The following is a 13757-nucleotide window of genomic DNA, read 5'->3' as shown; positions in this document are numbered from 1 at the left end:
TTGTGTACGACACTGAAACCTGTGGGAGCTGGCTTGCCAGCGATAGGGCCAGTGCAAACACCCTCAGCCTGTCAGAACGACCGCACAATCCGCCCCAGCGTCTCCATGGCTTTCTCCGAATCCTCGGTCCACGGGCTGCCATAGTTCAGTCGAATGCAATTGCGAAACCGCTGCGTCGGCGAAAAGATCGGCCCCGGCGCGATGCTGATGCCTTGCGCCAGCGCCATCTGAAACAACTTCAACGAATCCATCTGTGGCGGTAGTTCCAGCCAAAGAAAATAGCCGCCCGCCGGTTGACTGACCCGCGTCTGCGCCGGGAAATATCGGGCAATCGCCGCCAGCATCGCGCTTTGCTGCTCTTCCAGCGCATAACGCAGTTTGCGCAGATGCCGATCGTAACCGCCGTGTTGCAGGTAATCGGCAATTGCCGCTTGCGCCGGCATCGACGCGCACAACGACGTCATCAGTTTCAACCGTTCGATCTTCTGCGCGTAACGCCCGGCAGCGACCCAGCCGATGCGGTAGCCGGGGGCCAGGCTCTTGGCGAACGAGCCGCAATGCATCACCAGTCCTTCGGTGTCGAACGCCTTGGCCGGTTTCGGGGCCTGTTGGCCGTAATAGAGTTCGGCGTAGACGTCGTCTTCGATCAGCGGCACCTGATGGCGGCGCAACAGTTCGACCAGTTCCTGCTTCTTGGCCTCCGGCATGGTCGCGCCCATCGGGTTCTGGAAACTGGTCATGCACCAGCAAGCCTTGATCGGGTGGCGTTCCAGCGTCTGCGCGAGTACGCCGAGGTCGATGCCGTCGCGCGGGTGCACGGGGATTTCCACGGCTTTGAGCTTGAGGCGCTCCAGCACTTGCAGGCTGGCGTAGAACGCCGGGGCTTCGATAGCCACCAGATCGCCCGGTTCGGTGACGGCTTGCAGGCATAGGTTGAGCGCTTCGAGGGCGCCGTTGGTGATCAGCAGTTCTTCCATCGGCAGCATCAGCCCGCCAACCATGTAGCGCAGGGCGATTTGTCGACGCAGTTGCGGATTGCCCGGCGACATGTCGGTGACGACCATGCGCGGGTCCATTTCCCTGGCGGCGCTGGCCAGCGAACGCGACAGGCGTTGCAGCGGAAACAGCGTCGGGCTGGGGAACGCCGAGCCGAACGGCACGGTGCTCGGGTCCTTGATCGACTCCAGCACCGAGAACACCAGTTCGCTGACGTCGACTTCGGTGGAGTCGTTGACGTGGCTGCTGATCACCGGCTCCGAGAACGGACTCGGAGCGTGGGTGTTGACGAAATAACCGGAGCGCGGCCGGGCGCGGATCAGGCCACGGCGTTCGAGCAGGTAATAGGCCTGGAACACCGTGGACGGGCTTACGCCGTAGGTCTGGCTGGCGTAGCGCACCGACGGCACGCGCTGACCGGGGCCGAGGACTCCGGAGCGGATCAGTTCAGCGATGTCGTCGGCGAATTTTTCGTAGCGTTTCATCGGGGCCCTTGGTGTTTGTTGGTTGTGCGGGGTGTCAGGGAACTGCCCCTCACCCTAACCCTCTCCCAGAGGGAGAGGGGACTGATTGGGAGATGCTCGCGAAACACACCGACCTGAAATTGCTTTGCTGAATCCATAATCGACTCGGTCTGTCAGGTCTATGTACCGCGCCAGACACCTCGAACGGCCCCCTCTCCCTCGGGGAGAGGGCTGGGGTGAGGGGGAGGATTCTAGCGGCTCAGCGATTCATCGGCGCCACAAACCTGCTTTTCGCCACGCTGTAAATCTCAGGCTCATCACTGTCGGCGATCTTGAAACTCAAGGTCTGCGAGCTGCTGCTCGGGCGGTCCGTGGTCATCGCCACCGACACCGGCACATCGACAATCTCGCCCGGCGCCAGGCTCAGCTCGGTCTTGCCTTGCAGCTGGAAGCCGTCGCCGTCGACCAGGCTCAGGTTGTAGTCCTGACGCTGCTGGGTCTTGTTGATGATTTTGAGGGTGTAGATGTTTTCGATCTGGCCCTGACCGTTTTCACGGAACAGCCCGCGATCCTTGGTCACGTCCAGCGAGACCATTGGCCGCTCGACCAGTGCCAGGGCGAGTGCGCCGATCATCACCAGCAGCACCGCGACATAACCGATCAGTCGTGGCCGCAACAGATGCGTCTTGCCACCCTGCAATTCGCGCTCGGAACTGTAGCGGATCAAACCGCGTGGGTAGTTCATTTTGTCCATGATCGAATCACAGGCGTCGATGCACGCCGCGCAACCGATGCATTCCATCTGCAAGCCATCGCGGATGTCGATGCCGGTCGGGCACACCTGCACACACAACTGGCAATCAATGCAATCGCCGAGCCCGGCCTCGGCCGGTTTCACATCGCGTTTGCGCGGGCCACGGTTTTCGCCACGGGCCACGTCGTAGGAAATCGCCAGGGTATCCTTGTCGAACATCACGCTCTGGAATCGCGCATACGGGCACATGTGCATGCACACCGCTTCGCGCAGCCAACCGGCGTTGATGTAAGTCGCGCCGGTGAAGAACAACACCCAGAACAGACTGACACCGCCGATTTGCAGGGTCAGCAGTTCTTCGGCCAGCGGCCGGATCGGCGTGAAGTAGCCGACAAAGGTCAGACCGGTCATCACGCTGATTGCCAGCCACAGCGTGTGCTTGGCCGCACGCCGGGCCAGTTTGTTCAGGCCCCACGGCGCCGCTTGCAGTTTGATCCGCTGGTTGCGTTCGCCCTCGGTGATCTTCTCGCACCACATGAAGATCCACGTCCACGAACTCTGCGGGCAGGTGTAGCCACACCAGACGCGCCCGGCGAACACGGTGATGGCGAACAGGCCGAACGCGGCAATGATCAGCAGCGCCGAGAGCAGGATGAAATCCTGCGGCCAGAAGGTCGCGCCGAAGATGTGGAATTTGCTTTCCGACAAATCCCACAACACAGCCTGACGACCGCCCCAGTTCAGCCACACCGTGCCGAAAAACAGCACAAACAGGAAACCCGCACCGCTCATGCGCAGGGTGCGGAACAGGCCGGTGAAGCTGCGGGTGTGGATCTGATTGTCGCTGGATTTGGCCGTCGCCTTCATTGGGCGTGCGGGCACACTTTTAATAGTTGGAGATGCTTCTACGGTTCGGACGGGGATTTGTTCGCTCATGGTCGTTCGCTCATCAGCCTCCATCAGGCCGATGCACTATGAGCGCCGATCTGTTTGCATAACAGACTCAGCTATTTCAATAAAAAGCGGATCAGATGTCGTTCGACACTAGTCCTGCGACAACTTGAAGCAGCCCGCAGGCAAAGGCGCAAACGCCTGACCCAGACGTTTGCGCGGGGTGTTGATCCAGGTCAGTCAAATCACCGAATCACTCTCGTCGGCCTTCAGGTGTTTGCGACCATCCTTGGCGCCGGCAACGGTCAGAGCATCGGCTTCTGCTTCGGTGATGTAGACGCGCCGGGATTCGATTTCCACAAACGACATGGCTTTGTCGCTATCGGTTCTGACTTCCAACTCATCGCAAATACGAATTTCCTCGCCATTCTCAACGGTGAAAAAACAGACTTTTTTCTCGGGATTGGACTCATCGACTCGCAGGGTCATGGTGGCTGTCCTTTTTATGGGGATGTCTAAAGCGTTAGGGCACACGCTTTGCCGTTCGTTCTGCGCAACCGATTAATGGTCGCCGTTGTCCATCGTCTATCGAACCAATAACAAGGACTGCACGATGAACGCGTGGTGGCATGAAGTGTGGGGAACCCTGCAAGCGGAGTTCGCCGACGTTGGCGATGCTTCGCAATTGACGCGCATTACCGTGCGCCTGCTGATGGCGGCCATTCTGGGTGGCATTCTCGGGTTCGAGCGCGAACACAAGGGCAAGGCCGCCGGTGTGCGTACGCATATGCTGGTGGCGCTTGGCGCGGCGCTGTTTGTGCTGGTGCCGCAAACCTCAGGCGCCGAGTCCGATGCGATGAGTCGAGTGCTGCAAGGCGTGATCGCCGGGATTGGTTTCCTCGGCGCCGGGACCATTCTGAAAAAACCCGAAGGCGATGAGGGCCACGTCAAGGGCCTGACCACGGCTGCCGGGCTGTGGATGACCGCGGCAATTGGTGTGGCGACCGGGTTGGGCAAGGAAGCGACGGCATTGCTCAGTACCCTGCTGGCGCTGGGGATTTTCAGCGTGATGCCGCGCATCGTAAAACTCTTCGAAAAAGAAGAGCAGAAGACGGATGACCACTGACCACTGACTGATGTTGATCATTCCCACGCTCTGCGTGGGAATGCCTCAATGGACGCTCCGCGTCCGCTTTGGGACGCGGAGCGTCCCGGGCTGCATTCCCACGCAGAGCGTGGGAACGATCAAGAGCATTCAGTGAAGGTTCAGAGGATCACTGGCGGCATGGTCGTTGGCGGCTCTTCCTTCGGCGGTGGCGTGGTGCCTGGCGGTTCCTGCTCGGGGACCGGTTGCGGTTCGGTTTCGGGAATCGTCGGGTTGTCGATGTTCGGATCAGGCGTTTCCGCCGGGAATGGGTTGTTCATCGGTAGACCTCCGTGTGGCACATGGCGTGAGAAGTGCTTAAGTGGATTGACCACCTCGTGGCGAATTCGATCCGCTTTTCGTGTCGGGCAATTTGCTCTGAACTTTTCCCGGTGCCGGTCGCTCGGAACCTAAGCGAGTTCATGACGGGGCCGGTGTCTTGTTGTGAACACTGATCCGGCACAAGAGCGTCCTTGGGGCGTTAAGGAGAGATGCTCAATGACTGCTGAAAGACCTTCGGAAGTGAGCTACAACCCGCACATGCCGCTGTCGCAGGCATTACTGCTGCCGCGCATCGTGATCGAAAACACCATGCCAACCCTCGATGGCGGGCAGTTCGCCGTGAAGTCGATTGCCGGCCGCGACGTGGTGGTCACCAGCAAAGTGTTCGCCGATGGCCACGACAAACTTGCGGTGCGCATTCGCTGGCGCGAGGAGGGCGAAGAGACCTGGCATAGCGAGGTCATGTCCGATCAGGGCAATAACGGCTGGCGAGGCCAGTTCCGCCCCGAGCATCAGGGCCGCTTTCTGTATTGCATCGAGGCGTGGATCGATCACTTCGCCAGTTTCCAGTACGAACTGGAGAAGAAGCACAACGCCGCCGTGCCGGTTTCCCTTGAGCTGCAAGAAGGCCGGACGATGGTGCAGCAGGCCGCCGAGCGCAGCGAAGGCCAGCTTAGCGAACAGCTCGCGGCGTTGCACCACGAACTGTCCGGACTGCTCGAAACCGAGCAGGTCGCGCTGTTTCTGCACTCGCACAGTGCGCAACTGATGACCGAGGCCGATCACCGTGCCTATCTGAGCGTCAGTGCCGAATTCCCCATGGACGTCGAGCGTGAACTCGCCGAGTTCGCCAGTTGGTATGAGCTGTTTCCGCGCTCGATCACCGATGATCCCAACCGCCATGGCACTTTTAATGATGTGCACTCGCGGCTGCCGATGATTCAGGACATGGGCTTCGACGTGCTGTACTTCACGCCGATCCACCCGATTGGTCGCGCCCACCGCAAGGGCCGCAACAATTCCCTGACCGCTGGCCCGGACGATCCCGGCAGCCCATATGCGATCGGCAGCGAGGAGGGCGGCCACGAGGCGATCCATTCGCAACTTGGCACCCGTGAAGATTTCCGCCGGCTGGTGGCCGCTGCGGCTGAGCATGGCCTGGAAATAGCCCTCGATTTCGCCATCCAGTGTTCCCAGGATCACCCGTGGCTCAAGCAGCATCCGGGCTGGTTCAACTGGCGGCCGGACGGCACGATCAAATACGCGGAAAACCCGCCGAAGAAATATCAGGACATCGTCAACGTCGACTTCTATGCGCCGGACGCGATTCCGAGTCTGTGGGTCGAGTTGCGCGACATCGTCGTTGGCTGGGTCGAGGAGGGCGTGAAGATCTTTCGCGTCGACAATCCGCACACCAAACCGCTGCCGTTCTGGCAATGGCTGATTGCCGATGTGCGGGCGCTGCATCCGGAAGTGATCTTCCTCGCGGAGGCATTCACCACACCGGCGATGATGGCGCGTCTGGGCAAGGTTGGTTACACCCAGAGCTACACCTATTTCACCTGGCGCAACACCAAGGCCGAACTGGCGACCTATTTCACCGAACTGAATGAGTCGCCGTGGCGCGAATGCTACCGGCCGAATTTCTTCGTCAACACGCCGGACATCAACCCGGCGTTCCTGCATGAGTCCGGGCGCCCCGGTTTCCTCATCCGCGCGGCGCTGGCGACCATGGGCTCGGGCCTGTGGGGCATGTATTCGGGCTATGAACTATGCGAAGCGGCTCCGGTGCCGGGCAAGGAGGAATATCTCGATTCGGAGAAATACGAGATCCGCGTCCGCGACTTCAATGCGCCGGGCAACATCATTGCCGAGATTGCCCAGCTCAACCGCATTCGCCGGCAGAACCCGGCGCTGCACACGCACCTGGGCCTGAAAATCTACAACGCCTGGAACGACAACATTCTGTACTTCGGCAAGCGCAGTTTTGACGGCAGCAACTTCATTCTGGTGGCCGTCAACCTCGATCCAAATAACGTGCAGGAAGCGAATTTCGAATTGCCACTGTGGGAAATGGGCCTGCCCGACGATGCGACGACCCATGGTGAGGATTTGATGAACGGGCATCGCTGGGACTGGCATGGCAAGTATCAGTTCATGCGTTTAGACCCGGCTTACCAGCCGTTCGGGATTTGGCGGATTACTGCCTCTTAAGGCTCGCGACATTTGAATGTGGGAGCTGGCTTGCCAGCGATTGCGGTCTGTCAGCTTGCATCTTCGGTGCTGAACCACCGCTATCGCCGGCAAGCCAGCTCCCACATGGACCGTATTTTTTCAGTTAAGACATCTTCAGAATTTTTCAGGAGTTTCACATGGCGAAGAAACCCAAGGCAGCCACCTTTATCAAAGACCCGCTCTGGTACAAGGATGCGGTGATTTATCAAGTTCACGTCAAATCGTTTTTCGACTCCAACAACGACGGGATCGGCGACTTTCCCGGCCTGATCGCCAAACTCGATTACATCGCCGAACTGGGCGTCAACACCATCTGGCTGTTGCCGTTCTACCCCTCGCCACGTCGCGACGATGGCTACGACATCGCCGAATACCGTGGCGTGCACAGCGATTACGGCACCATGGCCGACGCCAAGCGCTTTATCGCCGAGGCGCACAAGCGCGGTTTGCGGGTGATTACCGAACTGGTCATCAACCACACCTCCGACCAGCACCCGTGGTTCCAGCGCGCACGCAAGGCCAAACCCGGTTCGGCGGCGCGGGATTTTTACGTGTGGTCGGATGACGATCAGAAATACGACGGCACGCGGATCATTTTTCTCGACACCGAAAAGTCCAACTGGACCTGGGACCCGGTCGCCGGCCAGTACTTCTGGCACCGTTTCTATTCGCACCAGCCCGACCTGAACTTCGACAACCCGCAAGTGATGAAAGCGGTGCTCTCGGTCATGCGCTACTGGCTGGACATGGGCATCGACGGTCTGCGTCTCGACGCGATTCCGTACCTGATCGAACGAGACGGCACCAACAACGAAAACCTCCCGGAAACCCACGACGTCCTCAAGCAGATCCGCGCCGAAATCGACGCCAATTATCCCGATCGCATGTTGCTGGCCGAGGCCAACCAATGGCCGGAAGACACTCAACTGTATTTCGGCGACACCGATGCGCACGGCCTCAATGGCGACGAATGCCACATGGCGTTTCACTTCCCGCTGATGCCGCGCATGTACATGGCGCTGGCGCAGGAAGATCGCTTCCCGATTACCGACATTTTGCGCCAGACACCGGAAATTCCCGCCAATTGCCAGTGGGCGATTTTCCTGCGCAACCATGATGAATTGACGCTGGAGATGGTCACCGACAAAGAACGTGACTATTTGTGGAATTACTACGCCGCTGACCGTCGGGCGCGGATCAACCTCGGTATCCGACGTCGCTTGGCGCCGCTGATGGAACGCGATCGCCGCCGTGTCGAATTGCTCAACAGCCTGTTGCTGTCGATGCCGGGCACGCCGACGCTGTATTACGGCGACGAGATCGGCATGGGCGACAACATCTACCTCGGCGACCGTGACGGCGTGCGTACGCCGATGCAGTGGTCGATTGACCGCAACGGTGGCTTCTCCCGCGCCGACCCGGCCAGCCTGGTGCTGCCGCCGATCATGGACCCGCAATACGGCTATCTGTCGGTCAACGTCGAAACCCAGGCCGGCGATCCGCATTCGCTGCTCAACTGGACGCGGCGCATGCTCGCCGTGCGCAAGCAATCCAAGGCATTTGGCCGTGGCACGCTGAAAATGCTCTCGCCGAGCAACCGGCGAATTCTGGCCTATACCCGCGAATTCACCGACGCCGATGGCAAACACGAAATCATCCTCTGCGTGGCCAACGTCTCGCGTAGTGCGCAGGCGGCGGAACTGGACCTGTCGGCTTACGTTGGCATGGTCCCGGTGGAGATGCTTGGCGGTAATGCGTTCCCGCCGATTGGCCAACTGCCTTTTCTACTGACCCTGGCGCCGTACGGCTTCTATTGGTTCGCCTTGGCCACCGAAAACCAGATGCCGAGCTGGCACGTCGAGCCGGCGCAGAGCCTGCCGGACTTCACCACGCTGGTGCTGAAAAAACGCATGGAAGAACTGCTCGAAGCGCCGTCCCGCGCCACGCTGGAGCAGGGTATTCTGCCGAGCTGGCTGCAGAACCGTCGCTGGTTCGCCGGCAAGGATGCGGCTATCGACAAGGTCAACCTGGCCTACGGTGTGCGTTTTGGCGATGCCGAACACCCGGTGCTGCTCAGCGAGATCGAAGTCACCAGCGGCGGCCAGACCAGCCGTTATCAACTGCCGTTCGGCTTCATTTCTGAAGATCAGGTCGGTCCGGCGCTGCCACAGCAATTGGCACTGGCCCGTGTGCGTCGAGTGCGTCAGGTCGGTTTGATCACCGATGCGTTCAGTCTTGAAGCGTTTGTCCGCGCTGTCCTGCAAGGCATGCAGAACAACACCGTGCTGGAATCCAGCGATGGCGAAATCCGTTTCGCACCCACCCCGCACTTGGAAAAACTCAACCTCAGTGGCGAATCCGAAGTGCGCTATCTGTCTGCCGAGCAATCGAACAGTTCGGTGGTAATCGGCAACAGCCTGGTGCTTAAGCTGATCCGTAAAGTCGCGTCCGGCGTACACCCGGAACTGGAGATGAGCGCTTACCTGACCGCTGCCGGATTTGCCAATATCTCTCCGCTGCTCGGCTCGGTGATTCGCCGCGACGCGCAGGGTGAAGACAATCTGTTGATGATCGCGCAGGGCTATCTGAGCAATCAGGGCGACGCCTGGGAATGGACGCAGAACAACCTCGAACGGGCGTTGCGCGATGAACTGGCCGATGCCATGTCCGAGCAGGAACAGCACTACAACGCCTTGGGCGAATTGAAGGACTTCGCCGCGATGCTCGGTCAGCGTCTGGGCGAAATGCACCAAGTGCTCGCCGCGCCGACCGAGAATGCCGATTTCGCGCCGCAAGTCAGTACGGCCAAGGATGCACAGGCCAGCGGCAAGGACGTTGCTGCGCAGGTCGAGCATGCGTTGAAACTGCTCAAGCAGCATCAGGGCGAACTCAACGCGGCGGATCAGAAACTGGTCAAGCGCCTGCTCGACGAGAAAAAGACCATCCTTGCTCATGTGCAGGATCTGGCGAAAAAGTCCGTCGGTGGTCTGCGTATTCGCGTGCATGGCGACTTGCACTTGGGCCAGGTGCTGGTGATCAAGGGCGACGCTTATCTGATCGACTTCGAGGGCGAACCGGCGCGGCCATTGAGTGAGCGTCGTGGCAAACACAGTCCGTACAAAGATGTCAGCGGCGTGCTGCGTTCGTTCGATTACGCGGCGGCGATGACCATCAACGTGCACAACGTCGATCACAGTGCGGAGTCAGAAGCGGCCCGTCGCCGCGTCGCCGAACGCTATCTGCGTGAAGCACGCGAGGCATTTGTTCAGGCATATCGCCGAGCGGCAGCTAGTCTTGATCATGCTTGGCAAGATCCTGAGGGTGCCGACGCCGCGCTGGCGTTGTTCGGTCTGGAGAAGGCGGCCTATGAAGTGGCCTATGAAGCCGAAAATCGCCCGACGTGGCTGCCCGTGCCGTTGCACGGTTTGTATGGGTTATTGACAGGGCTTAAACCCTTTTCCGATCTTGGTGGAGAGTAGTCATGAGTTTCTCGAACAAGGAACAGGGTCAGGTCAAAGAGGCATTGCTGCCGTCGGCGAAAGACATTGATGCGCTGGTACGTGCCGAGCATCACGATCCGTTTTCCATTCTCGGTCCGCACGGCGACGGTGCCGGCGGGCAATTCATTCGCGCCTATTTACCCGGTGCGCTGAGCGTTGTGGTGATCGACAAGGATTCTGGCGAAGAGCGCGGCCCATTGGAGCCGAGCGAAACGCCGGGGCTGTTTGTCGGCCATTTCGATCAGGCGCGGCCTTATCGACTGCGTACCCGTTGGGCCGGTGGTGAACAGGAAGCGGAAGATCCCTACAGCTTCGGTCAGTTGCTCGGTGAAATGGATTTGTATCTGTTTGCCGAAGGTAATCACCGCGACCTCAGCGCCTGCCTCGGCGCGCAACTGATGACCGTCGATGGCGTTGATGGCGTGCGTTTCGCCGTGTGGGCGCCGAATGCGCGGCGGGTTTCCGTGGTCGGCGATTTCAACGTCTGGGACGGCCGTCGCCATCCGATGCGCCTGCGTCATCCGTCCGGGGTCTGGGAATTGTTCATCCCGCGCCTGCAAGCGGGGGAGTTGTACAAATACGAAATCCTCGGCAGCCACGGCATTCTGCCGCTCAAGGCTGACCCGATGGCGTTGGCCACCAGTCTGCCGCCGGACACTGCGTCGAAAGTCGCCGCGCCGCTGCGAGTCGACTGGCAGGATCAGGAATGGATGAGCGCTCGCCGCGAACACCAGAAGCATTCGGCGCCGCTGTCGATCTACGAGTTGCACGTCGGCTCCTGGCAATGCGAGCTGGATGATCTGGGTGAGGTTGCGCGCCAATACAACTGGCCGGAACTGGCCGAACGCTTGATTCCGTACGTGAAAGAGTTGGGTTTCACCCACATTGAACTGATGCCGATCATGGAACACCCGTTCGGTGGTTCGTGGGGCTATCAGTTGCTCTCGCAATTCGCCCCGAGTGCGCGTTACGGCACACCGGAGCAGTTTGGTGAGTTCGTCAACGCCTGCCATAAAGCCGATATCGGCGTGATCCTCGACTGGGTGCCGGCGCATTTTCCTACCGATACCCACGGTCTCGCGCAGTTCGACGGCACCGCGCTGTACGAGTACGGCAATCCGCTGGAAGGCTTTCACCAGGATTGGGACACGCTGATCTACAACCTCGGCCGCACCGAAGTGCATGGCTACATGCTCGCTTCGGCGTTGCACTGGTTGAAGCATTTCCACATCGATGGCCTGCGCGTGGATGCGGTGGCTTCGATGCTTTATCGCGACTACTCGCGCAAGGCCGGCGAGTGGGTACCGAACCGTCATGGCGGTCGGGAAAACCTGGAGGCCATCGACTTCCTCCGCCACTTGAATGACGTGGTTGAACTGGAAGCACCGGGGGCGCTGGTGATCGCCGAAGAGTCCACCGCGTGGCCCGGCGTCAGCCAGAGTACGCAGCAGGGCGGCCTCGGTTTTGCCTATAAATGGAACATGGGCTGGATGCACGATTCGCTGCATTACATCCAGCAGGACCCGGTGTACCGCGCCCATCATCACAACGAGTTGAGCTTTGGCCTGGTCTACGCCTGGTCCGAACGTTTCATCCTGCCGATCTCCCACGACGAAGTGGTACACGGCAAGCACTCGCTGATCGACAAGATGCCCGGCGATCGCTGGCAGAAATTTGCCAACCTGCGCGCCTACCTGAGTTTCATGTGGACGCATCCGGGCAAGAAACTGCTGTTTATGGGCTGCGAGTTTGGCCAGTGGCGCGAGTGGAATCACGACCAGCAGCTCGACTGGTATCTGCTGCAATATTCCGAGCACAAAGGCGTACAGAAACTGGTCGGCGACCTTAACCGGCTGTACCGCGAGCTGCCGGCACTGCACGATCAGGACGATGCACCGCAAGGTTTCCAGTGGCTGATCGGTGACGATGCGATCAACAGCGTTTATGCCTGGCTGCGCTGGAGCAAGGACGGCGAACCGGTGCTGGTAGTGGCCAACTTCACGCCCGTGCCGCGTCAGTCGTATCGGGTCGGCGTGCCGTTTGCCGGGCGCTGGAGCGAGTTGCTCAACAGCGACGCCGATACTTACGCCGGCTCCAACTATGGCAACGGCGGCGGGGCGTTTACCGAGGAAGTGCCGAGCCATGGCCAGGCGCTGTCGCTGGAACTGAATCTGCCGCCTCTGGCGGTGTTGATCCTCAGACCGGGGGGCTGATCCGATACCGCGTCGCGCCCATCGCGGGCACGACATTCAACATTTCTGTTGGCTGATCCACCGCCATCGCGGGCAAGCCCGCTCCCACAGGGATACTCATTCCAAATGTGGGAGCGAGCCTGCTCGCGAAGGCGCCAGCCCAGACACTCTGAAAATCCCGTTTCACCAGCGCATCCGCACACCCAGACTGCCGATCAACCCGTTCAGATCATTGTCATCTACATCACTGCTGTAATCGGCGCTGACATACAAACTCACCGCCGGCGTCACCCGCGCCACCAGACCCAAGCCCAGTTCGACGGTCGATGACTTGCGACTGCTGCTGATCTTGTCGACCTGATCCAGCGTCACCGTATTACCCGTATACACCGTGTGCCAGAGGTTGGTGCGCACGTACGGCTCGACCGGCAGGCCGCTCAAGTCATAACTGCCTTTCAAACGCGCACCGACGCGACCGCTCCATGCCGTCAGATCGGTTGACGAGGCATTGCCCGAGCCTGCATAGGGTGTATCGAGGGTGATGCGCTGATTGATCAATTGCGCCTGGGGTTCGACCACCCAGTTTTCGCTCAAGCCAATCGGAAAACCGCCCTCCACCGAGAAGGTCATCGCGCTGCCTTCAGTGGCCTGCCGCGCACCTTGTTCATTGCGGCTGAACCCGCTGACCCGGCCGCCGCTGGCCGACACATCGACGTGCCAACCCTGCGCGCCGATCAGGCTGTAATAGGCCCCCAGGCTCTGGCCCTGCAGATTGAGGGTGTCGGTGTTCGGATCGGCGAGGGCGCGGCTGGTGATCAGCCCATTGCCATTGGCCTGAATCTGGTTTTCGCCGCCGATCAGGCCGATCTTCTGGGTGTGGCCGTTGCCGCTTTGCAAGGTCAGCACGGCGGGGCCTTTGAAGTCACCGCTGCCGGGCGTTGCGAAACCCGAGGACAACACGTCGGTTTGCGCCTGGCGGGCGCTACGTCCATACAATTGGTCCCAGGCACCCGGCGCCAGCTCTTCGGTGAGCAGGTTGGCGCCGCGCAGGTCAGGCCGGGGGCTGAAACGCTGCGGGTCGGGAGTGATGACCGTCGCGGGCAGGTTCATGACCGGTACGTTCTCTCGGTACCAGGGCGTGGTTTCATCCGCCGCAGGGCGGGCCTGCGCCTCCATGGATGAGCACAGCAAGATAGAACTCGACACTGTGCAAAAAGTGATTTTGATCTCGTGTGGTGTGAGTGAAATTTTCATGGAGGTCTACCTTGCAGGCGCATGCGGCATCTCGATGTGGCGTCT

9 protein-coding genes are annotated in these 13757 nt (G+C 60.1%); 4 read left to right on the top strand and 5 right to left on the bottom strand.

Annotation, left to right across the window (positions count from 1 at the left end; translation table 11 throughout):
• Positions 1-71: 71 nt before the first annotated feature.
• From mapR to ACVVH8_RS15665, 3 genes are all read right to left on the bottom strand, one after another.
• Complete coding sequence (mapR, locus tag ACVVH8_RS15675) at positions 72-1481, bottom strand: GntR family transcriptional regulator MpaR (protein WP_008087199.1); 1410 nt, start codon at positions 1479-1481, stop codon at positions 72-74.
• Positions 1482-1719: 238 nt separating this feature from the next.
• Positions 1720-3150 carry a cytochrome c oxidase accessory protein CcoG gene (gene ccoG, locus ACVVH8_RS15670; RefSeq protein ID WP_475224651.1) on the bottom strand — a complete coding sequence of 477 codons (1431 nt, stop codon included), beginning with the start codon at positions 3148-3150 and terminating at the stop codon, positions 1720-1722.
• Positions 3151-3345: 195 nt separating this feature from the next.
• The gene (locus tag ACVVH8_RS15665) at positions 3346-3594 is read right to left on the bottom strand and encodes a DUF3203 family protein (protein WP_103302147.1); all 249 of its coding nucleotides are present in this window, start codon (positions 3592-3594) and stop codon (positions 3346-3348) included.
• Positions 3595-3718: 124 nt separating this feature from the next.
• Here ACVVH8_RS15665 and ACVVH8_RS15660 point away from each other — a divergent pair, with 124 nt between their 5' ends.
• Positions 3719-4231, top strand: a complete 513-nt coding sequence (locus ACVVH8_RS15660; RefSeq protein ID WP_103302146.1) for an MgtC/SapB family protein — start codon at positions 3719-3721, stop codon at positions 4229-4231.
• Between the two features lie 140 nt (positions 4232-4371).
• On the opposite strand, the gene ACVVH8_RS15655 is transcribed toward ACVVH8_RS15660, so the two are convergent.
• Positions 4372-4530 (bottom strand): hypothetical protein, encoded by a 159-nt coding sequence (locus ACVVH8_RS15655; RefSeq protein ID WP_212808956.1) that lies wholly within the window; start codon positions 4528-4530, stop codon positions 4372-4374.
• 217 nt (positions 4531-4747) lie between these two features.
• Here ACVVH8_RS15655 and ACVVH8_RS15650 point away from each other — a divergent pair, with 217 nt between their 5' ends.
• The 3 genes from ACVVH8_RS15650 to glgB all read left to right on the top strand — a co-directional run bounded on the left by ACVVH8_RS15650 (position 4748) and on the right by glgB (position 12479).
• Positions 4748-6745, top strand: coding sequence for an alpha-1,4-glucan--maltose-1-phosphate maltosyltransferase (locus tag ACVVH8_RS15650; protein WP_475224648.1), 1998 nt, complete (start codon positions 4748-4750; stop codon positions 6743-6745).
• A 158-nt stretch (positions 6746-6903) separates the two neighbouring features.
• The gene (gene treS / locus ACVVH8_RS15645) at positions 6904-10245 is read left to right on the top strand and encodes a maltose alpha-D-glucosyltransferase (protein WP_475224646.1); all 3342 of its coding nucleotides are present in this window, start codon (positions 6904-6906) and stop codon (positions 10243-10245) included.
• Between the two features lie 2 nt (positions 10246-10247).
• Complete coding sequence (glgB, locus tag ACVVH8_RS15640) at positions 10248-12479, top strand: 1,4-alpha-glucan branching protein GlgB (RefSeq protein WP_475224644.1); 2232 nt, start codon at positions 10248-10250, stop codon at positions 12477-12479.
• 162 nt (positions 12480-12641) lie between these two features.
• Here the strand turns inward: glgB and ACVVH8_RS15635 are convergent, their stop codons facing one another.
• A complete protein-coding gene (locus tag ACVVH8_RS15635; protein WP_212808953.1) occupies positions 12642-13712 on the bottom strand; it encodes an autotransporter domain-containing protein in 1071 nt (356 codons plus the stop codon).
• Positions 13713-13757: the final 45 nt, after the last annotated feature.

Source organism: Pseudomonas trutticola BRTCR10 (assembly GCF_056155105.1).
The sequence above is the reverse complement of the archived record's forward strand: the minus strand, read 5'-3'. Positions and strand labels throughout refer to the sequence as shown.